General features: G+C 59.6%; 16 protein-coding genes and 3 pseudogenes. 9 read left to right on the top strand and 10 right to left on the bottom strand.

Going from position 1 to position 22,264, the window contains the following annotated elements; translation table 11 throughout:
- The first annotated feature begins 1,593 nt into the window (after positions 1–1,593).
- Positions 1,594–3,231 carry a putative maltokinase gene (locus NCS02_RS31945; RefSeq protein ID WP_239294578.1) on the top strand — a complete coding sequence of 546 codons (1,638 nt, stop codon included), beginning with the start codon at positions 1,594–1,596 and terminating at the stop codon, positions 3,229–3,231.
- 372 nt (positions 3,232–3,603) lie between these two features.
- Here the strand turns inward: NCS02_RS31945 and NCS02_RS31950 are convergent, their stop codons facing one another.
- Positions 3,604–6,057, bottom strand: coding sequence for a hybrid sensor histidine kinase/response regulator (locus NCS02_RS31950; protein ID WP_239294577.1), 2,454 nt, complete (start codon positions 6,055–6,057; stop codon positions 3,604–3,606).
- Between the two features lie 396 nt (positions 6,058–6,453).
- Here NCS02_RS31950 and NCS02_RS31955 point away from each other — a divergent pair, with 396 nt between their 5' ends.
- Both NCS02_RS31955 and NCS02_RS31960 read left to right on the top strand, forming a co-directional pair.
- Positions 6,454–7,311 carry an oxidoreductase gene (locus tag NCS02_RS31955; RefSeq protein ID WP_250481247.1) on the top strand — a complete coding sequence of 286 codons (858 nt, stop codon included), beginning with the start codon at positions 6,454–6,456 and terminating at the stop codon, positions 7,309–7,311.
- A 101-nt stretch (positions 7,312–7,412) separates the two neighbouring features.
- On the top strand, positions 7,413–8,435 hold the full coding sequence (locus tag NCS02_RS31960) for an LLM class flavin-dependent oxidoreductase (protein WP_239294575.1): 1,023 nt from the start codon (positions 7,413–7,415) through the stop codon (positions 8,433–8,435).
- An 18-nt stretch (positions 8,436–8,453) separates the two neighbouring features.
- Here the strand turns inward: NCS02_RS31960 and NCS02_RS31965 are convergent, their stop codons facing one another.
- Positions 8,454–9,365 carry a LysR family transcriptional regulator gene (locus NCS02_RS31965; protein WP_239294574.1) on the bottom strand — a complete coding sequence of 304 codons (912 nt, stop codon included), beginning with the start codon at positions 9,363–9,365 and terminating at the stop codon, positions 8,454–8,456.
- Positions 9,366–9,486: 121 nt separating this feature from the next.
- On the opposite strand from NCS02_RS31965, the gene NCS02_RS31970 reads away from it, so the two are divergent.
- Both NCS02_RS31970 and NCS02_RS36640 read left to right on the top strand, forming a co-directional pair.
- On the top strand, positions 9,487–10,218 hold the full coding sequence (locus NCS02_RS31970) for an SDR family oxidoreductase (RefSeq protein ID WP_239294573.1): 732 nt from the start codon (positions 9,487–9,489) through the stop codon (positions 10,216–10,218).
- A gap of 104 nt (positions 10,219–10,322) precedes the next feature.
- A pseudogene (locus NCS02_RS36640) lies at positions 10,323–10,487 on the top strand (MFS transporter); the annotation flags it as partial.
- 102 nt (positions 10,488–10,589) lie between these two features.
- Here the strand turns inward: NCS02_RS36640 and NCS02_RS31975 are convergent.
- On the bottom strand, positions 10,590–10,931 hold the full coding sequence (locus NCS02_RS31975) for a response regulator (RefSeq protein ID WP_239294572.1): 342 nt from the start codon (positions 10,929–10,931) through the stop codon (positions 10,590–10,592).
- A gap of 189 nt (positions 10,932–11,120) precedes the next feature.
- On the opposite strand from NCS02_RS31975, the gene NCS02_RS31980 reads away from it, so the two are divergent.
- Complete coding sequence (locus NCS02_RS31980; RefSeq protein ID WP_250508248.1) at positions 11,121–11,417, top strand: DUF6723 family protein; 297 nt, start codon at positions 11,121–11,123, stop codon at positions 11,415–11,417.
- A 451-nt stretch (positions 11,418–11,868) separates the two neighbouring features.
- On the opposite strand, the gene NCS02_RS36530 is transcribed toward NCS02_RS31980, so the two are convergent.
- Together NCS02_RS36530 and NCS02_RS31990 are read right to left on the bottom strand one after the other, a co-directional pair.
- Positions 11,869–12,315 (bottom strand): response regulator, encoded by a 447-nt coding sequence (locus tag NCS02_RS36530; protein ID WP_350029872.1) that lies wholly within the window; start codon positions 12,313–12,315, stop codon positions 11,869–11,871.
- A 51-nt stretch (positions 12,316–12,366) separates the two neighbouring features.
- Positions 12,367–12,561: a hypothetical protein gene (locus NCS02_RS31990; protein WP_239294569.1), complete on the bottom strand. Its 195-nt coding sequence runs from the start codon at positions 12,559–12,561 to the stop codon at positions 12,367–12,369.
- Between the two features lie 92 nt (positions 12,562–12,653).
- On the opposite strand from NCS02_RS31990, the gene NCS02_RS31995 reads away from it, so the two are divergent.
- Both NCS02_RS31995 and NCS02_RS32000 read left to right on the top strand, forming a co-directional pair.
- Positions 12,654–12,869, top strand: coding sequence for a CsbD family protein (locus NCS02_RS31995; protein ID WP_239294568.1), 216 nt, complete (start codon positions 12,654–12,656; stop codon positions 12,867–12,869).
- A gap of 48 nt (positions 12,870–12,917) precedes the next feature.
- On the top strand, positions 12,918–13,184 hold the full coding sequence (locus tag NCS02_RS32000; protein WP_239294567.1) for a hypothetical protein: 267 nt from the start codon (positions 12,918–12,920) through the stop codon (positions 13,182–13,184).
- A gap of 712 nt (positions 13,185–13,896) precedes the next feature.
- Here the strand turns inward: NCS02_RS32000 and NCS02_RS32005 are convergent.
- Complete coding sequence (locus NCS02_RS32005) at positions 13,897–16,266, bottom strand: hybrid sensor histidine kinase/response regulator (RefSeq protein WP_239294566.1); 2,370 nt, start codon at positions 16,264–16,266, stop codon at positions 13,897–13,899.
- A 1,038-nt stretch (positions 16,267–17,304) separates the two neighbouring features.
- A pseudogene (locus NCS02_RS32010) lies at positions 17,305–17,762 on the bottom strand (NAD(P)H-dependent oxidoreductase); the annotation flags it as partial.
- A gap of 697 nt (positions 17,763–18,459) precedes the next feature.
- Between NCS02_RS32010 and NCS02_RS36535 the strand changes: the two are divergent.
- A complete protein-coding gene (locus NCS02_RS36535; RefSeq protein ID WP_308196621.1) occupies positions 18,460–19,050 on the top strand; it encodes a recombinase family protein in 591 nt (196 codons plus the stop codon).
- A gap of 58 nt (positions 19,051–19,108) precedes the next feature.
- Here the strand turns inward: NCS02_RS36535 and NCS02_RS32020 are convergent, their stop codons facing one another.
- From NCS02_RS32020 to NCS02_RS32030, 3 genes and pseudogenes are all read right to left on the bottom strand, one after another.
- Complete coding sequence (locus tag NCS02_RS32020; protein WP_250508249.1) at positions 19,109–20,935, bottom strand: CheR family methyltransferase; 1,827 nt, start codon at positions 20,933–20,935, stop codon at positions 19,109–19,111.
- The gene (locus NCS02_RS32025) at positions 20,848–21,546 is read right to left on the bottom strand and encodes a chemotaxis protein CheB (protein ID WP_250508250.1); all 699 of its coding nucleotides are present in this window, start codon (positions 21,544–21,546) and stop codon (positions 20,848–20,850) included. The genes NCS02_RS32020 and NCS02_RS32025 overlap by 88 nt, the downstream gene beginning before the upstream one ends.
- A 571-nt stretch (positions 21,547–22,117) precedes the next feature.
- Positions 22,118–22,264: pseudogene (locus tag NCS02_RS32030) on the bottom strand (IS30 family transposase); the annotation flags it as partial.

Raw genomic sequence — 22,264 nt, forward strand, 5'->3', positions numbered from 1 at the left:
CGATCTTGGGATCCGGAACATTCTCGACCGTAACTTCACGAGGACCGCGATACACAACGGCTTTCATATGTTTCTCCGAGAGTTCAACTGCGAAAAACCTGAGCCGCATGCGACCTTCTGCGGCTGTCGGCGTCGACAAACCCGCAGACCCACCTGCGGGACGTCCCTCTCTCATGCAGACCGGCACCTTGCAGAGAGCTTCTGCTATTGCTGGTTGAAGCCGGAGAGTCTATCGCTATCCTAAATAGTGAGTGCCAGGCGCCCCGGATTCTTGGTGACGGTGCGCGATGAAATGGGCAGCTATCCGCGTGCCCGATCCATGTCGACAGATGCGGGTCGCGCATGCAGCAGCGCTAGCCAGAGGTTCGGTACGATTGATATGGCTATCTAACCGGCGCGTGGGGCGACACGCAATCGCGTAGTCGCGGAAAACTTGCACCAAGCTGCGGATCTTGCAAGAACGGCTTGGTTCGCGAACAAGAAAGGTCGCTATTCGGCCAGCCCGCTCGCTGAAGAGGTCTGCCTCCTCGAGCGGTTTCGGAAGCATCGGTGACTTGCGCCCTGCCACTCGAAGGGGAAGCCCCTTCACGATGACGGCGCTCACCACTTGATTGCGACAACAGAGGAGGACGTCACGGACCGGGTGCGAGAGATCACGAATGGCAAAGGAGCACGCGTCGTCTTCGACCGCCATCGGCGGCCCGCGCTGTTTCAACTCGCGGAGTCCATGCGGTTCGGCGGCATTCTTCTTGAGTAGGCCGCGATAGCACTGAAGACTGGACCTTCCCGCAGTTCGCACTTTTAGGCAAGTGCCTTCCCTTCAAGGGCTATATTGAGGCCACGAGCGACGACGAACTGTTGGCGCGTGCCAAGGCGTTCATCAACGAGGGGCTGTAATCCGGCGCGCTCGGACCGTTGATCTCTCAGAATTTCGAATTCGATTAAATTCAAGACGCAACGCGCTTCCTCGAATCGAATGAGAAGTCGGGGAGATCGTCGTCATCGTAAGTCGAGTGCGCTTCCGGCACAAAAACGACGAAGGCTCCTCGGGAGCCTTCGTCGTCGAAGCGGCGGAAGCGCGCCATGTCTTTGGCGTCGCGCAAATCTCGATGTTCGTGACGTTCCCTAAACATTCGAGCGGCGGTTGAACCCGGGTAACGGACAATCGGAGGCTGGGAGGAGCGAGCGGCAGTTGTGGGTCATGAAGACTCGTTCGCCGGTCCGGATACCGACGTTTTACCGCCGCCGCATCGCGAATGACAGCAATGCGGCAAGCTGCAGCCGCGCAGCGGACGAAGGGCGAGCGTCGGCTTTGGCCGATCCGCGTTAATTGGTCGTGAGGCCGGACGGGGCACTGCCGTCGGTCCCCGCCGGTCACTTGGTGGTTTGGCGTGCGTGCTTTGGGTGCGATTGACGGTGAACGCTGGTGAGCGCGATTCAGCTGCGGTGCGATGAATAGCCGTCGGGATAAAGTACAAAACACATTCCTTCCCTGTCGTTACTTCGAACGGTTCTCACCGGGACCGGATCGTGCGCCATCGCGTGCAGAGGGCCGAAAGTCCTGCCGGCTATGGATCGAGCGGAGCGATCAAAATGAACGACGACGAATTGCGCCTGCGCGCGTACTACTTGTGGGAAGCGGAGGGTCGGCCCGATGGCGATCCGGATCGACACTGGGCGCAGGCTCGTCGTGACGCGGGCATGGCCGATGAGGCGTGCAACGAGATTATTGCTGATGGACTCGCCGATATATGGTCGGCGGAAAACCGGGCGCTTCTTGAGCAGCGGGTCCTTCCCGACTATCTCGCAAGACGTCGCTGGTTCGCGGCGAAGAACCGAACAATCCGCTCGCTGAAGCTTGTCGAACCCGTCCCGATCGACGAGTTTGCTTTGGTCGCACAGATTGAAATCGCACTCGACGGTAGCGTTGAGCGTTACGCGTTGCCGCTGGGGCTTTTATGGGACGAGGACGCATGCGCCGAGAGTGATCCGACGCGTGACATGGCCATCGTCAGGGTGCTTGGCGACGGGCGCCGCGGCATTTTGACCGACGCGTTTTTCATACCCGCGTTTATCCGTTTCCTGGTTGGCCAAACGCACGACGGAGCGTTGATCCACTCCGAGGAAGACGGCACGCTCCATTTCAGTCCGGAGCCCGCCGCACGCGATCAGATCGGCGGCGTCCAGGAGATTCGCTGGCTCTCGAGCGAACAGAGTAACACGTCGGTGATCGTGGACGGGCGCATCGTCATGAAGCTGATTCGCCGGCTGCAGTCAGGGGTTCATCCGGAAGCCGAGATGTGCCGTTTCCTGACGCGCGCTGGTTACAAGAATGCGAGCCCCTTGCTGGCGGAAGTCGTGCATACGGACCCCAACGGCGAGTCGCGCTCGATGGTGGTCCTGGAAGGCTTCGTTCCCAATCAGGGCGATGCATGGACTTTCGCGGTCGAATGTCTGCGCAGCGCGCTCGAGGCGCCGTCAGGAACCGACGAGTCGACCCGCGACTTCCAGCGCATGGTCGAGCTCGTCGGCAGGCGCCTGGGGGAATTGCATGCCGTGCTGTCGGAAGCCCATGACGTGGCCGCCTTCGATCCGGAAGTCGCGCAAGCCGACGACATCGACGCATGGCGCGACGCGGCGATCGAACAATTCGAGCGCGCTGTCGACGTTCTCGCGACTTGCGGCGATCCGCTCTTCTACCGCATTGTCGATGCGCGTTCGAAAATCGTCGCCGCCGTTCGTCACGCGCAATTCGCAGACTCGGGCACAGTGAAAATCCGCATCCACGGCGACTTTCATCTCGGACAGGTGCTGTGGTCGGGCACGGATGCCTTCATCATTGACTTTGAAGGTGAGCCTTCGCGGCCGATTGAATCGCGCCGTGCAAAGTCAAGCCCGCTGAAGGACGTCGCCGGCCTGCTTAGGTCGATCGATTATGCAGCGGCATTTGCGGCCAGAGAGGGAAATCGCACTGCTGGCGCAGCGATTCTCGATCCGTGGATCAGCGCAGCGGAGGAGGGCTTCCTGCGCACGTATCAGGAGGCGAGCGGAACGCAAGTGACCGCATCCTTGGCGCGTGACGCGCCTGATCTTCTGAACCTCTTTCTGCTCGAAAAAGCGGCCTACGAGGTCTGCTACGAGGCGGCGAATCGGCCGGAGTGGATGCCGATCCCGGTGCGAGGAATGGTACGCGCGCTCGCCGCTTTTACCGACGCAATCAACGCCCCATAACATGGCGCACACTGCGCACCCGTTGTGCGGCCCAGGCCCGAGCCCTTGCCAGGCTAAACGCAGAGAAATGCATCTGATCTGTGACAACGTGAGTCGTCCTAAGACGGAGCGGGTCGCCGCGTTCCGCGACGCGCATGCCGAACAAGACCTCGCGGTCACCCGACCTACTCGTCGTGGTTCAGCCCAGTCGCGAACTGTCTCGCGCATCCAGCGTCATGTGATCGGCCGCGACCCGCCAGTCAGACTTGAGACACGGGTGCTCAAACCCACTTTGAAGCACAGACTCGCGGCTCGACGCTGGTTTCTTCACTCTGATAGCGGGCGGGCGCTTATTGTTTCGCCAGCAACCTGGGCAACCGGGGTCTTAAGGCACTAAGATCCAGAGCGCGGTTTATCATCTGCGCCGTGGCTCCTGTCGTGATCGACCCGGTCCCGATCTGCTTTCCGCTTTGCCTGACGGTCACTGGCGGACTGCAGCGTGTCCTGCAACTGCGCAAGCGAATAGGGCTTGCGCAGCGCAGACCATTCGAATTGCAGGGCCTCCCGCTGCTCCGGCACGGTGTTTCCGGAAGCAAAAATAACCTCGAGGTCTGGTTTCGTGGCCGCGGCGCGCCGCGCCAGTTCCAGCCCGGACATTTCGGACATGACGACGTCCGTGAGGAGAACGTCAATGTCGCCCGCTTCAAGCATTTCGAGTGCCGCGGCAGTGTTCTCGGCGCGCCGTGCGCCGATTCCCAGGAGCAGAAGCAATTCACAAAGCGCTTCGAGCGACGCCGGATCATCGTCTACTGCGAGGACGCGCAATTCTTCGAGACGCCGGGCCGGAAGATCAGGCCTATCGCCGGATTCGGCCATCGGCTGTTCGATTGCTTTGCTACCGCTGTCGCCGAGCACCTGCCGCACCTTCGTCGCGAGCTGCTCACGGCTGTACGGTTTGCTGAGCAGTTCCACGCCCGGCTCCAGTCGGCCGCCGTGGACGATAGCATTCTGTGTGTACCCTGAGGTGAAGAGCACTTTGAGTCCGGGGAGCGTCTGGCTAGCCTGCCTTGCCATGTCGGGGCTGCGCAACGACCCGGGCATGACCACGTCTGTAAATAACAGATCGATGTGCACGCCGCTCGCGACGACAGCCAGCGCCTGCGCAGCGTCGTTGGCCTTTAACACAGCGTAGCCGAGACCAGTAAGAAGCTCGACAACCGTCGATCGGACTTGCGGATCATCCTCGACCACGAGAATGGTCTCTTCACCATGCGTAACGCTGCCCCTCGCGCGCGGCGGGAATTCAACAGCGGTATCGGTCGAGCGTGGTAAATAGATTTTGACAGTGGTCCCTTCGCCGATCTCGCTGTAGAGCTTGATATGTCCGCCGCTTTGCCTGACAAATCCGTACGCCATGCTCAGCCCCAGGCCAGTACCTTCGCCTTCGGGTTTGGTACTGAAGAATGGATCAAAAGCGCGCTCCATCACTTCCCGGCTCATGCCGGTACCTGTGTCCGTGACAGCCAGCATGACATATTGCCCGGCGCTGACCTCAGGGACCGTCGATACGTATTCGTCGTCCAGCGTCGCGTTGGCGAGTTCGAGGGTGAGCTTGCCGCCATCCGGCATTGCATCGCGTGCATTGATGGCCAAGTTTAGAATCACGTTTTCCAACTGGTGCGGATCGACGAGGATATTCCAGAGGCCGCCCGCGACAACTGACTCGATTTCAATCGTCTCACCCAGCGCCCGGCGCAAAAGGTCGTCAAGTACGCGAAGCTGGCGCGCAGGATTGATGACGAGGGGCGCCAGTGGTTGCTGACGTCCGTAGGCGAGCAACTGCGAGGCCAGTTTCGCGCCGCGATCCACCGCGTCGATCGCCTTGCCTAAACGCTCGGCGCTCCAGTTGTCCCGTCCGTATTTGCTTTCGAGCAGTTCCAAGTTTCCCCGTAGCACCTGCAGGACATTGTTGAAATCGTGTGCTACCCCGCCAGTCAGTTTTCCCAACGCCTCCATTTTCTGCGCCTGGAATAGGGCGCGCTGCGTTTGCTCGAGGAGTTCGGAGGCACGTCGACGCTCGGTAATGTCCCGGGTGACCTTCGCAAACCCGACAAGCTCGCCATTCTCGCGGATCGCGTCAATGACGACGTGTGCGAAAAAGCGGCTGCCATCTTTGCGCACGCGCCAACCTTCCGCCTCGAAACGGCCTTCGCGTCTTGCCGTTTCCAACCCGCGAAACGGCACCCCGGCTGCGACGTCCTCGGGCGTGTAAAACCTGGAAAAGTGCGAGCCCACAATCTCGCTTTCGCTGTATCCCTTGATCCGTCGGGCGCCGGAGTTCCAGCTTGTGATCCGGCCATCTGGGGAAAGCATGAAGATGGCATAGTCGATGACACCCTGTACCAGCAGGCGAAAGCTCCGCTCGCTTTGCAGCACGGCGTCGTGAGCCGCCTTCTTGTCACTGACATCCTGAACGACCTTCCCGAAGCCCAGGATCTGACCGGCGCTGTCACGAAGTGCTGTCATGACGACGTTGGCCCAGAACCGCGTGCCGTCCTTTCGCAGCCGCCATCCTTCACTAACGTAGCGACCTGAACTAGCGGCAGCCTTGAGTGCGGCTTCGGGCGCGCCCGAAGCGCGTTCGCTCTCCATGTAGAAGACGGAGAATGGCTGCCCTATGATCTCGTCAGCTCTGTACCCTTGGATTCGCTCGCCTCCCGGGTTCCACGTCAATACGATGCCCTCAGGCGATAGGGCGAAAATGGAATAGTCGTCTGTGGAAGCGGCCCACAGTTGCAGCCAGACAGCGCTAAAGCTGGCGTCGAGTGACGAGTCGTCGTCGTTCATAGCGAACCGGTGTGAGCATCCATCTAGACAAAAGTTAGTCATTGTCGCAGTTTTCATTCCACAGCGGCCTATTCGCTTGAGGAGCAAGCCTCCGACAACCCGGTTATCAGCCGGACAGGAATCGGCCATCGAGAGTTGCGCGCCGCCGGGACCTTCACGGCTGTCGTCCCCACATCACCGGACATCGCGTCGCCGTGAACGTGCCGGATGACCTTGTCGACATCGCGCTGCCTGACTCTGCGGACGACGCATGCCACATGTCTGTTGACCCGCGCAATTTTTCCATTGACGGAAAAGTCATTCCACCAATTCCCGTCTAATCAAAAGCTTCCGCCGGCCCGACACTTCTCTCGATGCACTTCGTTTCACATCCAGCACGAACCAAGGAGAAGAGCCATGAACACCCTCACGAAACAGCAATTCAAACGCGTCTGGTTTATCACCGGCGCATCCCGCGGTTTCGGCGCACTGATTGCGCAAGCCGCGCTCGACGATGGCAACGCTGTCGTCGCGACCGGCCGCAACGCCGCCGCGATCGCCGAGCGGCTGGGCAAATCGCCCGCGTTGCTCACCTTTGCACTCGACGTGACAAACGAAGCACAGGCGAAGGCGGCGGTCGAAGCCGCGGTCGATAAGTTCGCCCGCATCGATGTGCTGGTCAATAACGCGGGCTTCGGGCTGCTCGCGGCCGTTGAGGAATCGAGCGATGCCGAGGTTCGCCGCATCTACGAGACCAACGTGTTTGGCTTGCTCAACGTCACGCGCGCCGTGTTACCTGTCATGCGCAAGCAGCGTTCGGGGCATGTGATCAACACGTCGTCCATCGTTGGTTATCAGGCGGCGGCAGGCGTCGGCGTCTATAGCTCGACGAAATTCGCTGTGGAAGGCATCACCGAAGCGCTGCACGCTGAACTCAAGCCGCTTGGCATCCACGCAACAATGATCGAGCCCGGGTTCTTCCGTACGGACTTTTTGGATGCGTCGTCGCTCGCCGTCGGCAAGACGATCATTAGCGACTATGCAGAGACGTCGGGCAAACTACGGCAACTCGCAGGCGAGATCAATCATAATCAGCCAGGCGATCCTGCAAAATTGGCCAAGGCGATGATTAGGCTCGTCGATGCAGAGACGCCACCGCTGCGTTTGCCCCTCGGCACGGACACGCTTAAGGCACTCGCCGAAAAGAATGCGTATGTAAAGGCAGAAACGGAAACCTGGAAGTCGCTTTCCGCATCCACCGACTTCCCGGCCTGAACCGCAAAGAACGAAGGGCCAGACGGCGCGCGTGCAAGCGGCGTCTGCCCGATTCGTACAAGATGCGGGCATCGCCTATCGAGCTTGCGCGCAACATTGACATGAAAAAAATCGGTTTTTTATCGTTTGGCCATTGGTCTGAGTCGGCACACTCGCACACGCGTTCAGCTTCCGACGTCCTGCTCCAATCCATCGACCTCGCGGTTGCTGCCGAGCAACTGGGCGCGGACGGGGCGTTTTTCCGCGTGCATCATTTCGCGCGGCAGCTCGCGTCGCCGTTCCCGCTGTTGGCGGCGGTGGGAGCGAAAACCAGCCGCATTGAAATCGGCACGGCCGTCATCGACATGAGGTACGAGAACCCGCTGTACATGGCCGAGGATGCGGGCGCGGCCGACCTCATCGCCGGTGGACGCCTGCAACTCGGCATCAGTCGCGGCTCGGGCGAACAGGTGATCGACGGCTGGCGCTATTTCGGCTATGCGCCGGATGAGGGTGAGACGCACGTCGAACTGGCCCGGCGACACACGGAAGTGTTCTACGAAGTGCTGCGCGGCGAAGGTTTTGCTGAGCCAAATCCGCGACCGATGTTTGCGAACCCGCCGGGCCTGCTACGCGTCGAGCCCCATTCCGAAGGGTTGCGCGATCGCATCTGGTGGGGCTCGGGATCGGATGCCACCGCCGTCTGGGCAGCCGGTATCGGTATGAACCTACAATGCTCGACACTGAAGAACGACGAGTCGGGGCGACCGCTCCATGTTCAGCAGGCCGAGCAGATTCGCGCGTATCGGCAGGCATGGAAGGAAGCCGGACACATACGCGAGCCGCGCGTGTCGGTGAGTCGCAGCATCTTCCCGCTGATGAACGATCGCGATCGCATGTACTTCGGACGCGATGCGAACAGCGACGACACGATCGGGCTGCTGGACGGCACTATCCGGACAGTTTTCGGGCGCAGTTATGCGGCAGAGCCCGACGCGCTTGTCAGGCAGCTCGCAGCCGACGAGGCCATTGCGGAAGCCGACACGCTACTGTTGACCGTGCCGAATCAACTCGGCGTGGAGTACTGCGCGCACGTGATCGAATCGATCCTCACGCACGTCGCCCCCGCGCTCGACTGGTGTTAGGACAAGATCGCTTTGGCTTCAGCGCAGCGGAAGCCAAAGCGGTCCCTGCCACGCTTTCAGCGCATCAAGAAAAGCCTTCAATTTCGACGGCATGAAGCGCCGCGTCGGATAAACGGCGTGCACGAATATCTCCGGTGACGACCATTCGGGCAGCACACGCACCAGTTCTCCGCGGGCGATATGCGGATCGCAATAGCTCGACGGAAGCAGCGCGATCCCGTGCCCGCGAAGGGCGAATGCATGGACGATGTGAAAGTCTCGTGCGGCGACAGGCCCGCTCACGTGCACCCTGGCCGCTTTGCGGCCGCTGACCAAGTGCCATTCCGTCTCGTTGTTGCGGGCGTTGATCAGCACGCAGGGGTGCTGGCTCAGCTCGTTCGGGCGCGAGGGAAGGGGATGGTTTTGCGCATAGTCGGCTGAGACGACGAGCTGCCGCACGCTCCTTCCCACTCGCTGTGCAACGAGACTCGAGTCCTGCAATTCTCCGAAGCGAATCGCAACGTCGACGTTTTCGGCGATCAGGTCGATGAACGCGTTGGTGAAATACAGATCCACCAGGATCTGCGGATAGTCCTTCAGAAATGCCGACAGGAACGCGTAAAACGGTTCCTGCTCGAGCATCACAGGACCGGAAATGCGTAGCACGCCCTCCGGCTTCTTCTGCGTCTGAGTAATGACGCGCTCCGCGTCGTACAGATGACTCAGCGGCTCGCTGCATTGATCGAAGTAGGCGCGACCCTGTGACGTCAGGCTGAGCTTGCGCGTCGTGCGTTGCAACAGCGTGACGCCGAGCCGTTCTTCGAGCGCGGTCACCTTGCGGCTGACCGTTGAGACCGGCATGCCGAGCGCGCGCGCGGCGCGGCTGAAGCTCTCGAACTGTGCTACTCGCACAAAGACAGCGATGTCGTTGAGGTCAGCGAGTGGGGTCATGTGCAGCCCGGCGGTGACTTTTGCGCTGGTGAAAAAGACATTCCAAATATTCCAGTCTAATCAAAAATGATCGCTGGGACGAGACTTCTCTTCAAGCAGTTCAACTTCCTGGAGAGAAATCATGGCAAACAAAGTTGTCGTCATTACCGGTGCCTCGAGCGGAATTGGTGAAGCCACCGCCAAACTTCTTGCATCCAAAGGTGCCACTGTCGCACTGGCCGCTCGCCGCCTCGAAAAGCTCCAACGCGTTGCCGCTGAAATTCTGGCGAAAGGCGGGCGAGTGTCGGTCCATCAAGTCGACGTGACAGATCAGGAGCAGGTCAACCGCTTAATCAGTGACGTCGTAGCACAACATGGCCGCCTGGACGTCATGGTGAACAACGCGGGTCTGATGGCGATCGCGCCACTGTCGCTGCGCAAGACCGACGAGTGGGACCGGATGATCGACATCAACATCAAAGGCCTCCTGTACGGAGTCGCCGCGGCGCTGCCGGTTTTTGAAAAACAGCAGTCGGGTCACTTCGTCAACATCGCGTCGGTAGTGGGTCTGAAGGTCTTTAGCCCTGGGGGCACGGTTTATTCGGGGACGAAGTTCGCGGTCCGCGCAATCTCCGAAGGTCTCCGTCACGAAGTGGGCGGCAACATCCGCACGACCGTCATTTCACCGGGCGCGATCGACACCGAGCTGAAGTACGGTTCGGGCCACGACGACAGCCGCAATTTTGTCGTCGACTTCTACAAGATGGCGATCCCCGCCGACGCGATCGCGCAAGCCATCGCTTACGCAATCGAGCAGCCTGGTTCGGTCGACGTCAACGAAATCGTGATTCGTCCCACCGTTCAGGACTTCTGAAGCGCGGCACTGCGGTGGCTGAGCGCCGGCGGGCCAGAGCGCTTCTGACCCGTCCGCGCGCCAGTCACGGCGAAGCCAGCCCGAATAACTTCATCGAGGAGTTCATCATGCCTGCAGCAGTGTTTTCTCTCGCATTCGCCGCGTTCGCAATCGGAACGACGGAATTCGTCATCGTCGGCTTGTTGTCCGACATTGGAAGAGCGTTCGGCATTTCCGTGTCGACGGCCGGCTTGCTGGTGAGTTTCTATGCACTGGCCATATCTATAGGCACGTCTGTGGGAAGTCCGCCAATCCGCGCCAGTGAACGTGTTCAACCGCAACCAAAAAGAAGCAACGAGCGCCAGCATTTTCGATTCGCTGAAATCCGTAGGCTACCCAGGTATGCGTTGACGCCTTGTTCGTAGCAGGCGCAGGTCGCGCGGTTCACGTGAAGAAGTCAACGCAACAACGGGTAGTGACGAGGTGCTCGGCGTTCTGCGGATTTCCTGTAGAACAGCAAGACCATCAATCTTTGGCAGCTTGAGGTCCAATAAAACGAGCGCCGGGTCGTCGTTGAGGCGGTGTTTCCCGGCACCCTCGCGCCGCAGATACGCAAGCGCCTCTTCGCCGTCGCGGGCGATGGCCATTGCGCACGTTTCACGGTACGGCTCGAGAGCGATCTGCGCGAGGTCGAGGTCGTACGGATTGTCTTCGACGAAGAGAAGCGATTTCATAATGGCGGGCACGGTATCGGTTCACTGTTGCCGCAATGACTGTTCCGATCGCGTTCCGCAGCCGAGCGAATTGTGAGGGTCGGTGACGGGTGATTGCGCTCTGCGGTTCGCACGGCATTTGACATGGAGCAGATTTTGCGTCACGTAGCCAAGCACTAAGGGCTCAACGCCCGAGTCGTGCCTTTCGCCATGGACAACAATAGCCTGCGCCGGCCCAAGCTGGTCTTCTTTTCCACGAAGTGCCCGGAGCCGACTCCTGGTCGTTCGGCGGACGATTACCGTGTGTACGCCTCGTATCGTCCGGGCACCACCGGGCGCTTCATGGGTACATTGAAGGTCGTACGTGTGACGGACGGACGACTGCTCTTTCCTTTTGACGGCGCCGAGGAAATCGGTCCTTTCGAGACCAAGGAGGCGGCGCGAGACGCCGCGTCACGTCGCGGTATGGAAATCGTCGAAGCGGACCTCCATTCACCAGAACTCTGACCGAATACATGGGGACGTCCGCAGGAGCGACTTACTGTCTCGTATTTGGCAGAAGGCCGGCTGTCAGAACTGCTTTCGGAGGCCGTATGAAACTGATTTTAGGAAATGCCTGCCTGTGCGCGGTCACTGTCGTTGTAATCGGCGTTGCGCACGCGGCTGGAACGGAAGGGCAAGGGCCCTCCGCATCGAGCTCGAAAGAATCTGCAGCTTCGGGGCAGGGAGACGGTCGGGTGAGCGGACAAGGATCCGCCGGCGGCATGCAGCCGTCCACGCCGGGAGGAAATACCGGGAACACGGCGGATAGCGCCCGTTCTCCAACGCAAGAATCTTCGGGCGGTAGACAGCCCGTCACGCCTGTCACACCGTCGAGTGGTGCCAATCACAACGCGTCCGCCCGGAAAAGCAAGCCCGCCTCCGAGTAGAAGGCGTGACCCGCGACACAAGGCGACGTTTAAGTGCCGGCGGGCCCGACCGGCGCCATAAACTCAATGAGTTCGAACAGGCAATGCAGAGTGTTGCCTTTTCGGCAGAACCCGTCGATCTGCGCTTCTCTGCCGCGTTCGACAACCTCAGCTTCGTCGAGCGAGCTATACCCGATGATAGGAACCGCGGCGAAGCAGGCCGATTTACGGATGGCCGTAGCCACCGCGAATCCATCACAGACTGGCATCTCAATGTCTAGGACAACAATGTGAGGTCTTAATGTTGGCGGCGTCCTCAATGCTTGCGGTCCTCCTTCGATAACCGTTGTTCGGAACCCCTCAAGCGCCAGAACAGCCGCAAGCGCCTCCGCCCCGGCGCGATCGTCATCGACAATCAAGACAGCGACGGGCCGAGTGACGCTCGGGAACGATCGGACGCTCCACATACCGGAAGGACGCAAAGAGCTGGGCTGCATGTTCGAAAAGAGGGAATTTTCCGAGAAAACAGCGACGGCTATGCCGCAGGCTCACTCGCTGGCCTTCGAAAAACCCAGGTTCCTGAGGACCTTTTGGGCGTCGCAGCGGGCGGCTTCTTCGTTCGCGAATGCTTCCTTAGAATGATGAAGCACGAGCGATGACCCGCCGTCGGGATCGACCGCCAGTGCGATCCAGATCCACCCGCCTGGCTGACGTTCAGCCCGGATTTCCGGAGCATCGGACACGGCTAATTATCTCCCTCAGACATCACCGGAGTCGGCACTCTCTTTGCGAGTGTAGTCAAGCCTGCGATCGGCAGGAATTCAGGAGAACCGCAATGAATGAGGACCAAGTCAAAGGGGTCGGCGAAAAGGTGAAGGGCAAGATCAACGAGGGCGTCGGAAAAGTAACAGACGATCCCGCACAAGAAGCGAAGGGCGACGCACAGCAAATTGCTGGCGAGGCAAGACAACAGGTCGGCAACGCAGAAGAGGGTGGGAAAGACGCAACCAATGAGGCGGTGGATCGGGACCGGGGCTCTAACGCACCGTGATGTATCAGCTGAAGAATGAAGAAGCCGTATAAGGCTTGGGAGAAAGCCATGAAAGCCATGAATCGTATCTTAGCTCTGTTAAGCGTCCTCCTTGTAGCGGCAAGCACGAACGCGTTCGCGCAGACCACGCAAAAGGCTCCGTCATCAGCGACTCAGAACGACGCCATGAGGAATCATGTGGCCGACAGCGCTTCCAGCGGGGCAAGCGCCCCGGGCGGCCCAACACTTATGCAGGAACGTGAAAAGGGCATGTCGCCGGATGGCGCTTCGGGGACGGACGCGACCGGCAAGGCGACTGGGAAAATAAAACAATAAAGCTCCACGCCCGTCTCCAACGCGGACCGGTCGGAGACGGGCCATCGAGTGCTAAAGGTCGATCGCGCAGCGGAGGGCGCAGAGCGGGAACCGTTCGCCCTGTCCAGCCGGAGCACCGCGACGCTCCCAGCAAGAGACTCGTGGAATTGCGACGACCGTCTACCCAGCCGTCTAGCGGGCGGCACCGGCCGGTAGTGCCACGCAGTGCAAGTATTAGCTGTTCACCAGTCCGCTTCCCTGCGGAGGCCTATTGGAGCCCGGCTCTCGAAACGTTAGGATACGGCCCGAACTCTTGCAAAATCTTGACGACACTAGCAATGGATTTCCGAGCCGCTCCCGTTGAAAGCATGCAAGTTAAAACTTGTCCGGCAGGGGGCTCGTGGCCTGTTCGAGGCGATCCGATAGGTTTAACGAGCCGGCCGGCACAGCTTAGAAGCGCGCTGACCGCAAGCGCCTTTTCGCTGCAATCAAATCAGCTGTTCGCTTCGGATGCGTGAACGCTTTATGCTCGGTTCGCAGCCGACTCAGTTCGGCCAATTGCGGACTTCCTTCGGTACCGCAGCCTGCCCCTCGAATGACCGGTGCTCGTCGCTCAGCGGCCAGACATAGCTGCGGTCTAGCTGCGCACCGCAAGTGCGACGAAGCGTCCACATGGACGGCACGACTCAGTCGTGCCGTCCTGCCTGCGTCCTTCCTCGTGCCAGCACCCCCGTCAAGCTTTATCCTTCCGCGCTTTACGAAGCGCTGCCTCCAACTGGTCGACTGCATAGGGCTTGCGAAGGCTCTGCCAATGAAAGTCGCCTGGGTTGATGTCTTGAACGGTATCGCCGGATGCGAAGATGACCGATATGCCGCTGTGCACCGTCGCGATGCGATGAGCTAGTTCGATACCGGAAAGGTCGGGCAGGTGCACATCGGTGAGGAGCACGTCGAACGGGGCATTATCGAATGCGTCGAGCGCAGACTGCGCGCTGGACGCGGTTGTCGGGCAATCCCCTAACATTCGCAGCAGTTCGCTTACCGCATCGCGCGTCGGCTCGTCATCTTCTACGACTAGCACGCGAAGAGGCATGCGCTCCGCGACCTCGGACGTGCTTGCAGAAACAGCGCCTGCGCCGTCTTTCGGAGGCAGTCCCTCGGAGCCCAAGACCTGTCGGACTTTAGACGCGAGCTCCTTGCGGCTGTACGGCTTGCTAATGAGTTCGACGTTAGGGTCTAGGCGGCCGCCGTGAACAATCGCGTTTTGCGTATAGCCTGAGGTGAAGAGGACGCGCAAATGAGGCTGCAGCTGAACGGCACGTCTTGCCATTTCAGGACTCTTCAACGTTCCCGGCATCACAACGTCTGTGAAGAGAAGGTCTACGTGAACGCCGCTGCTGAGCACTGCAATCGCCTGGTCAGCGTTGTCTGCCTTCAGAACGGTGTAACCAAGGTCGGTAAACATCGCGATCACAGTCGCTTGAACCTTGAAGTCGTCCTCGACTACAAGCACTGTCTCACTGCCTCCTATGGCGGGAGCGTTGAGTCTAGTTGTTGTTTCGCGCGCCTCGGCGGACGTTCGGGGCAGGTAGATGCGTACTGTAGTGCCGTGCTCAGGCTCACTGTAGATCCGGATGTGTCCGCCGCTCTGCTTCACGAAGCCGTATGCCATGCTTAGGCCCAATCCAGTTCCTTGACCTTCAGGCTTCGTGGTAAAGAACGGGTCAAACGCCTTCTCGAGCACATCGGCCGACATCCCGCTTCCAGTGTCAGTCACGCCAAGCATCACATATTGACCAGCCGGCACGTCCGACAGCGAGCGCACGTAGTCGTCGTCAAGCAGCGCGTTCGACAATTCGAGCGTCAGCTTGCCGCCGTCGGGCATGGCATCGCGCGCGTTGATTGCGAGATTCAAGAGGACGTTTTCAAGCTGATGTACATCTACGAACGCATTCCAAAGACCGCCGGAGACCACCGTCTCGACCTCGATGGTTTCTCCTAGTGCTCGGCGCAGCAGGTCATCCGTGCCGCGGACCATAGCTGCGAGGTTCACGGGCTCCGGCCGAAGCGCCTGGCGCCGACCAAACGCTAGCAACTGCGAGGCGAGCGTTGCGCCGCGCTCGACGGCCTGAATGGCATTTCCGAAGCGCTCCATTGACCACTGATCCCGGGCGCAACGGGTTTGGAGCAGTTCGAGGTTGCCACGCAGGACCTGGAGCACGTTGTTGAAGTCGTGGGCCACGCCTCCTGTCAGCCTGCCGATCGCCTCCATCTTTTGCGCCCGAAAAAGCGCGGCTTTTGTCTCCTCGAGGAGCTTGTCGGCTTCTCGCTTCTCAGTGACGTCTCGAGTAATTTTTGCAAATCCAAGCAGGGCGCCGGAATCGTCGCGAATCGCATCGACGATTACGTGGGCGACGAATCGAGTCCCGTCGCGGCGCACACGCCATCCTTCTGATTCGAAACGTCCATCACGGGCTGCAATCTCGAGTGCACGCTGCGGCAGGCCGGCGGCTGCGTCTTCCGGCGTGTAGAACCGGGAAAAGTGCGAGCCCATTATTTCCTGCCCGCTGTAGCCCTTGATGCGCCGTGCGCCGTTGTTCCAGTTGGTGACAAAACCATCTGGCGACAGCATGTAGATTGCGTAGTCGGAAACGCCGTCGACGAGTAATCGGAATCGTTGCTCGCTTTCGATTACCGCCGCGTGAGCCTTCCGTTTCTCGCTCTCGTCGCGTACCAGTTTTACGAAGCCAACTTGGGTGCCGCTTGCATCTACGAGCGCAGTTGTCACGACGCTCGCCCACAACACCGAACCGTCTTTTCGCTTACGCCAGCCCTCGATCGTGGAGCTACCTTTTTCTCGCGCCTGGCGGAGTTCGGCTTCAAATGCCCCTCGATCCTTTGGATCATCGGGCAGCAAGACGGTCGAATGCATTCCGATGATTTCGTCAGAGCGGTAGCCATAGATGACCTCTGCTCCGGCGTTCCAGGTCGAGATAAAGCCATCGGGCGTTATGGCGAATACTGCGAGCTCGGTGACGGACCTGGCCCACTCCCTTATCCAGTACTCAGCGGCGGGACCATCTGGATTCTTGGTGCGAGACATGTTGTTCAATTTTTGTACAGGGACGCCGTCTATTCTACAAGCGCGAGCAACAAGTCTATCGCGCTGCCCGGAACTTGCCCTGCTCGCCGCGAGTCAAGTGCGTTCTGTCCTTCCGCGAATTGCCAGATTGAAGACCATCGATCGGTAACGACCTCATATGCCGGTGCAACGTAGCGCCATATGGACGGTCAAACCCGAATGCATGAGCGAAGTCCATGCTAGCGCCCCCATTACCGGACCCGGGGATGTTTTTGCAACTAGCTACCGTCGCGGCATGTCTCCGTAAAATTACTTTATAAAAGACGTCAGGCAGTAAGCTCGACATGCCGATCCCCTTTGGAGGGCTCTATCCATCCCGCGCTCGGTCCACAATGAGGGCCGAGGCGGCGAAGCGGGGCGCACCGATGGCTTCGGCGCGAGCCCGCGTATTGAGTCGCTTCGATGCATGCTTCGGAGGCATGGGCACTCATTTTGCGTAGCTCGCAGGAATACTTTTCGACGCACTAGTATGAAAGCGACAATCTGGGGACATACCTACCTGCCGGAAGGGCATGAAGAGGTTCATCGTTTCTCGTTCGAGTTGCACGACGGAAGTTCGGCGCCTCCCGTCCGAGAATCCATTTCGTTGCGTACCGCTCGTGTAGTGGTCGCGCATTTACAAGACGGTAACGCGCTGATTCAAATGTTCCGCGCTATCGTTAGTAGCGAGCCGGCGAGCTACGATGACTTGATCGGCCGGAGCTTTCAGGATGATTTCATCGAAAACGGACCAAGCGATCGCATCGATGCCTCACCGCGTTGGCAAAACGCCGATCGCTGAGTTGACGTTGAATACACCCGACCGTAGCGGGCAGTGCGCGGCCACTTGCCGCCCTTCGTCGGGACCATCGCGCGGTCATTCAAGCAACTGTTGCGCCCCGAAATCGAACGACGGCCGATGGCGGCCGCAATGGCACCTGATGTGGCGACGGCGCTGTAACCGTGACGTTCGGAAAAATCCGACGCGCTCGTGGTCAGCAACCAAACGCAGGCGTAGGGACGTACCGTGGCCTCATGTTCTATTGCCGCAGCGCTTTCCTTTCGTTCGCTATAACGGTCTACCAGGTACGGACCGATATAACGAGTAAGCAGCGTGAACTTCACCAGCTCTTTCATTACGACGACGACCCGGTCGAAGTAGGCCGAGGGTTTCATCCGGCCGGCTTCATCGAACTCCATGACTGCCTTGGCCACCGACGACTGGTCCGGGATGGTCAGCATGCGCATCCAGCGTCCGAGCATGCGCATCTGGTTGACGGCGTTGAACGACTGCGAGCCGCCACTTATCTGCATCACCGCGAGCGTTTTGCCCGCTTCGGCCGGACCGCGCCGACCGATAACGGAATCCAGCCGATCTGCGCCTTTAGGATGCGGGCCATCGCGCCGCGGCGCTCCGGCGAGCACCAGACCATGCCTTCCGACCACACCACCAGGTCTCGCAGTTCGGCCACCTTGGGTGAGTGTCCAGCGCATCGTTGCGCATCAAGCCGCAACCTAAGTTCGGCATCAAGTGTCGGTCCGCCCCGCTCGAGTTCTGGCCCGCGAACTTGCCGGCCGCACGGCACTTGACGAACTGATGCGGGCGATCGTCGCAGCCGAACCAAGGGAGTACGATGCGCTGGTCGGTCGCCCAGTTCAACGATCTCTGACGGGAGCAAGTCGAAAAAGCGCACGTCTCCTGACGGCTATGGGCGCCGAGGTGCGGACGTTTAACCGAAGCGCCTGCCACCGCGAGCGTGGCAATCATGGCGAAAGGTGAGTTTTCATTGCGAGCAGCATACCTTGGGTCCAAAGACGCATTCTTGACGTAACGGCCCCAAAGGTGGAGCGTCCGTATAAGACCCCTTTCGGAAACGTACTAGAATGTCATTAATAGCAACGCATCGGCGAGGGGTTGGAGTGCTAACGCCAGAGGGCGCCGACGACGCCGAAATTATCGTCAGGCCGCGCACCGGTGGCGGCTTCCAGGTCGAATTTCCGTCGTCCACGGGGGTTCGTATCACGACGGCGGATACGGAGCAGGAGGCGCTCGCCTTAGCGCGGTCGTTAGGTCCTGACATGCAAGTGCGCTTTCTTCCTGCCGCTGATGGCGTCGTGCGGTGATGGCCGCGGGCTTACGGGCCTGACTGAGTTGGTGCTGGTCTTTAACTAGCCATGACGACGATCGTTGTGTTCTGGAATGAGGGAAGTGTCGGCCACGAGTGCGCCGCTCAAGCCCTACGCTCGGTCGACCTCGAAGTTTGCGAGGATGATATATTCGTAGGTGCCTCCTCAGTGACGACGCCTGCGCGCGAAAGGCCGACGTTGCGATGTGTCATTGATCGACTATGGCCGAACGACATCGTTGTCGTTTTCGATCTGGCGTCCCTCGGCAACGGCTACTCCGACGTTCTCGATACGTTACGGATGATCGCGGAGAAAGGCGCTTCGGTTGCCTGCCTCAGCCGGACAGATGCCGGATGGGCAGTCGTTCGACACGAAACGTTGATCGCCGCGCTCACTTTAATTGCAGACCTAGATCGAAAGGTCAGGACACTACGAGCGAGAGACGCCTCTCGGCGCTTGAGTGACCTTGGAGCGAAACTAGGTCGCCCTGGGTCGCTGAGCGCGGAATTACAGCGTGAGGCGCTCGCAGCGTTGGCAGTGGGAAGCACGGTCTCGGACGTCGCCCGCGCCTTGAAAACATCACGACAGACAATCTTGCGACTTCGCCGATCACAGAGACCACGTGAGGGCAGCTCTTGAACCGCCTCACACACGCAGCGCGCTGCTTCAAGTGATGGGTCACCTGCGGGCGCGCCTGCTAGATTGGGGGCGCTGAGGCGCCGGGACCATTGAAGCTCGCAATGTCGACGAAGGTGATTGCTACGCCGACGGTTTCGCCTGTTTCTGAAGTATAAGGAAAAATCTTTCGAACAAAGCAACGTTGGCGATCGTCACGTATGACAGCTTCGAGTGGCTTACTCGCATGAAGTACTCGCTCGATGTCTGCATAGAAGTCGTCGTCGCGGAAGATGGGCACGAGGTCGGCGATACTCCGACCGGTGTCACCGGATCTCAGGGGAAACACGTCACGCATTGACGATGTGAACCATCGAAGCTTCAACTCAGTATCGAGGAACATCGTCATGACGCCGGCGCACAGCAGTACATGATTCTGCATCGCCAGTTCAGCGACGTTCGCCTGCAACTGTGTGTTTGAGCGGTCAAGATCTTCGTTGCTACGTTCGAGCTGTTCGTTAGATGCTTTCAGCTCCTCGTTCAGCGCCAACAGCTCTTCGTGTGACGCATCGACTTCTTCGCGGGAGATCCGGGCTTCGTCCTTCCAATCGACACTTTCGGCAGTGCCGAGGTCGTCTTGCAGGATGGACGCGTCGTCGGCATCAAGCGCGCGTATTTCGTCCTGCCCTCGTATGAATGAAACCAGCAAACGGTCACACGGGCCCTCCTCCGAGTTTCGAAGCGGCGTGACGCGTATGTTCATCGATGTGCTCGCCGAGGCGCCATCTTGCGCAACCGTGAGTATCAGCGAACGCTCTTCGTGCACGGCTTGCACCATGCCCTGCCGAAGGCATGCCGCCCATGGCTGGGGGACCAGGTCGATGACATTGAGTGAAGGCTCTCCCGGAGGAAGAGCGAGAATCCCGCTGGTTCTGCCGTACGAACGGAGAACGTTGCCTTTCTGGTCCGTCAGCACCGATGGGATGTCAAACCGTTCGTAAGCGACGCGAAGTGCAGCACGAGGCAACGCCTGTGCATGGCTGGCGGTTCGCGCATGGCTTATCCGCCGTGCCGTGGGCATTGGCCCGGTCTTGCGGTAGATGTTCCATTTTCGCGAGACGCTCTCAAAGCCATGCCCACCGAGCGGTAAAGCCTCACTTGTGCCTAAGAACAGGAAGCCGCCTTCGCGCAACGAACAGTGAAGAACGTTCAGAACGTCCTTCACCGTCTCGGGTGCCAGGTAGATGAGCAGATTTCGGCAAGTGACAAGATCCAGACCGGAAAGTGGCGGATCGGAAATAAGATCCTGCGGCACAAACACCAGCTTTTCACGTAGGAACCGTTTGACTCGGAACGCACCATCGACTTCGTAGAAGTACCGGGTTTGCTGTGCCCTGGAAAGTCCGCCTAGCGACTCTTTGCGGAATACGCCACGACTGGCTTGCGCGACCAACTCTGGCGCCGCGTCGGTTGCGAAAAGTTGAAAGTCGCTCGACTGTTCTCTTACGCGCGAGATGTCGTCAAGAAGCATCGCGACCGAATACGCCTCCTCCCCGGTCGCGCAGGCCGTCGTCCAAACTCGAATTGAACGCCGGCCCTGTGTCTGGAATAGGAGCGGTTCGAGCACGTCATGACGCAGGGTCTCCCAGGCATCAGCATCACGGAAGAATTCCGTCACATGTAACGGGATGTTGCGCACCAACGCTTCCAGTTCAATCAGGTCATCTTCGAGGAGGAAAGCGTAATCATCGAATCGCCACACCTTTCGCACATCCATGCGCTGCTGAATGCGCCAAAGCAACGGAGACGGCTTGTAGCCGCTCAAGTCGAAGCCCGCGTGCATGCGGACCAGGGAGATGATGCGATGGAGTGATGAGGGCACGTCGTCAGTCGCGTGAGTGGCGGACACCGGGGCTGCGTAATCGGGACCGGTGCAGGCCACAAGCTGCCAATGGCACCGACAGGCAGAATGTGGTGGTGGATACCTCGACGAATGACCGCGTTCGGCATGCCGTCATGCAAAGCGGTGAGCGGATCTTGAACGATGACCACGCCCCCGGCTTGCCGGATGCGCACGGCGCCAGCCGTACCGTCCATGCCCGTTCCCGATAGGATGACAGCAAACGAAGGGGGCTTCTTCCGGAGAGCCAAGCTCTCGAGAAAAGAATCAATCGTGTCAATGCCGGGGCGTCGCGACCCGCCTTGCGCTGGTCTCGTTGCAAAAACGCCGTCTTCGAGCGTCAGAACATGCTCCGGCGACGGAAGATACACACAGTTGGCCTCGGGGCGCAATCCGGCCGTCGCGGCTCTGACCGGAACGTGAGTGCACTTCGCGATTAAGGAGGGGAGGCCACTGGGCGAGCCGGCGGGCAGGTGCTGCAAAACGACAATTGCAAACGGGACCGAGGCCGGAAGTCCCCTAAACAGCTTCTGCAGGGCCGCGATGCCGCCGGCAGATGCACCGACCGCGACGATCGGCACGTCGGCCGCGGCCTCGTTTGACGTCGGCAAATCGTCCATAGCCAGCTCCTCTCACACGTGTTGATGCTAAGCCACTTCCGGGCAATCTGCCGCGCGCTCGTGGAGGCGGTCGTCGAAACGGTCACTTGGCTCGCCTGAGACTTCTCGGAAGCCACCTCTCAGCCGCCCAGCTATCTGTAGCGTGAAGTGCCGGCACAGCTGGGCACCCTTCGTGTTCTGCACCGCGGCGCACCCCTCCTTAGGTGCTGTTGGAGGACTGGAGGAATAATGGCGCTGACCGCAACAGCTCTTAACATGTACTGAACCTGAGTTCAGGGGTTGTAGTCATGAAGAGGCACGAGGCAAAGGCGAAGCATTTCAAACTAACAGGTTCGAAAGTCCGCCGGCAAACGCAAGTGACTGACTTCTTCCAATGTGGAGGTTGCGCTCTTGCTGCTAGTCCGCCACTTCAACCTTGACAAGAGATGATGTTGAAGACGTCAACGGAGTCTCATTGAACGCTCCCTGTATCCGATTATTCGTCGAGCAACTCGTAGGATTGGGCGTCCATTGCACTCATAAAGCGGTCTTCACCGCGCCAGGGTCGGAACGGCAGTTGTGGGTGGCGGATTCAACCGGTCGATGCAACGATGCGATTAAATCGCTCAGCTGGCGTATCGAAGTTTAGTGTCTTTCTAGGTCGTTCGTTGAGCCGCCTGGCTACGGCGTCCAGCTTTGTCTGTGAGTAGGCAGATAGATCAGTACCTTTAGGGAAGTA

The organism is Caballeronia sp. NCF2, from assembly GCF_023631205.1.
Classification (GTDB): domain Bacteria; phylum Pseudomonadota; class Gammaproteobacteria; order Burkholderiales; family Burkholderiaceae; genus Caballeronia; species Caballeronia zhejiangensis.

Bases quoted from the DNA above. Each gene is read 5' to 3' on its own strand.
- NCS02_RS31945 (WP_239294578.1), top strand. From the start codon at position 1,594: ATGAACGACGACGAATTGCGCCTGCGCGCGTACTACTTGTGGGAAGCG.
- NCS02_RS31950 (WP_239294577.1), bottom strand. From the start codon at position 6,057: ATGAACGACGACGACTCGTCACTCGACGCCAGCTTTAGCGCTGTCTGG.
- NCS02_RS31955 (WP_250481247.1), top strand. From the start codon at position 6,454: ATGAACACCCTCACGAAACAGCAATTCAAACGCGTCTGGTTTATCACC.
- NCS02_RS31960 (WP_239294575.1), top strand. From the start codon at position 7,413: ATGAAAAAAATCGGTTTTTTATCGTTTGGCCATTGGTCTGAGTCGGCA.
- NCS02_RS31965 (WP_239294574.1), bottom strand. From the start codon at position 9,365: ATGACCCCACTCGCTGACCTCAACGACATCGCTGTCTTTGTGCGAGTA.
- NCS02_RS31970 (WP_239294573.1), top strand. From the start codon at position 9,487: ATGGCAAACAAAGTTGTCGTCATTACCGGTGCCTCGAGCGGAATTGGT.
- NCS02_RS31975 (WP_239294572.1), bottom strand. From the start codon at position 10,931: ATGAAATCGCTTCTCTTCGTCGAAGACAATCCGTACGACCTCGACCTC.
- NCS02_RS31980 (WP_250508248.1), top strand. From the start codon at position 11,121: ATGGACAACAATAGCCTGCGCCGGCCCAAGCTGGTCTTCTTTTCCACG.
- NCS02_RS36530 (WP_350029872.1), bottom strand. From the start codon at position 12,315: ATGCAGCCCAGCTCTTTGCGTCCTTCCGGTATGTGGAGCGTCCGATCG.
- NCS02_RS31995 (WP_239294568.1), top strand. From the start codon at position 12,654: ATGAATGAGGACCAAGTCAAAGGGGTCGGCGAAAAGGTGAAGGGCAAG.
- NCS02_RS32000 (WP_239294567.1), top strand. From the start codon at position 12,918: ATGAAAGCCATGAATCGTATCTTAGCTCTGTTAAGCGTCCTCCTTGTA.
- NCS02_RS32005 (WP_239294566.1), bottom strand. From the start codon at position 16,266: ATGTCTCGCACCAAGAATCCAGATGGTCCCGCCGCTGAGTACTGGATA.
- NCS02_RS36535 (WP_308196621.1), top strand. From the start codon at position 18,460: ATGACGACGATCGTTGTGTTCTGGAATGAGGGAAGTGTCGGCCACGAG.
- NCS02_RS32025 (WP_250508250.1), bottom strand. From the start codon at position 21,546: ATGGACGATTTGCCGACGTCAAACGAGGCCGCGGCCGACGTGCCGATC.